Below are 1331 nucleotides of genomic sequence, written 5' to 3'. Positions count from 1 at the left end.
CAGGGCCCCGGCAAAGTCGTCAGGTGATGCCGAGCAGTGCCAGTGGGCGGGTGCTGTCGCGGGCGTGATGTCGGTTGGCGGCGGCGATGTTGGTGGCTCCGGTCAGGCGTAGTGCGCTGATGGCGGCGTTGCGGAGGGCGGCCATGACTTCGGGTCCGGTGCCGGTGCGGATCTGGGATCGGTCTTCGTCGTAGGTGACGTCGCGGACCCAGTGGATCTTGTTTTCGATTGACCAGTGGCCGCGGATCCAGCCGGCCAGTTGTGCCGGTTTGGCCTGGTGGACGCGGAGGTCGGTGATGGCGTAGACGGTCTCGGTGGTGAAGCGTTTCGGCTGGTCGAGGCGGCGTCTGCGGCGGCGGATCTGGATGGCTTGGGCGGCGTGCGGGAAGTCGATGCCGGTGGAGATCGTCAGGGTTTTCAGGGTGCGGATCTCGCGGCGGCCGTGTCCGCGGTCGGTGTCGCGGGTGGCGTCGGGGAGTGCCCGCCAGGGCAGTGCGGTGAGTTGGGCGTGCAGGTGGGGCTGGTTGCCTTTGACGGTCAGGATCCAGTGCGCGCCGCGCTCGGCGAGGTAGGTGACGTGCTGGCGTTGGCAGTGCAGGGCGTCGGCGGTGATCACGGTGTCGCGGAGGTCGCTGATCTGGTCGAGCAGCGGCGCGAATCGGGTGATCTCGTTGGTCTTGCCGTCGACGTCGATGCTGGCCAGGACCACACCGGTGGCCTGGTCGCAGGCGGTCATCACGTGCCGGGCAGGGGTGTCGGTGGTGCGGGAGCCGCGCAGGGCCTTGCCGTCCACAGCGATCGCCCGGCCGGCTGTCGCGGTGGTGACGGTGGCCCGGCCGGCGAGCCAGACACTGATCGCCGCGGTCAGTAGTTGCGGGTCCATGGCCTGCAACAGCCGACGGATCATCGCCTCCGACGGGCGCCGGTCGGCAGTCATGCCCAGGGCGAGAGCCGTCGTGGCCGGTACGTCGGCGACCCATTCGGCGATCGCGGCGTACGAGCGGTATCCGGCCACCACGGCACACACGGCCGCGGTGACCACGACCGTCAGCCGGTGCCGGATACCTCGCCTGGCTCGTGGATCAGGGAGATCGGCGAGCGCTTCGGGCAGCCCACCGGCGGTTTCGGGCACGGTCAGAGCCGGTGCGCAGGACAGGGACGAGATCAGCGATGATGGCAGCGCGGGCATGACTCACTTCGGGCGATCAGCATGGCGTAGGAACCTTGATGATCTTTCGAACAGGTCATGCCCGTCTTGCTGCCACCAACAGCGGCGCTTCTACTCCAAGCCCCACAAGTCAGACACCGTCACGACTTTGCCGGGGCCCTGG

1 protein-coding gene is annotated in these 1331 nt (G+C 68.6%); it reads right to left on the bottom strand.

Translation table 11 applies throughout. The features are described from left to right. Positions 1-19 precede the first annotated feature (19 nt). Positions 20-1132: an ISAs1 family transposase gene (locus tag ACPXB1_RS30540; RefSeq protein ID WP_425736163.1), complete on the bottom strand. Its 1113-nt coding sequence runs from the start codon at positions 1130-1132 to the stop codon at positions 20-22. Between the last annotated feature and the right edge of the window lie 199 nt (positions 1133-1331).

It is taken from the genome of Micromonospora sp. DT68 (genome assembly GCF_049847245.1).
Taxonomy (GTDB): Bacteria; Actinomycetota; Actinomycetes; order Mycobacteriales; family Micromonosporaceae; genus Micromonospora; species Micromonospora profundi.
Note: the sequence above shows the minus strand (reverse complement) of the source record. Positions and strands in the feature narration are given on the sequence as shown.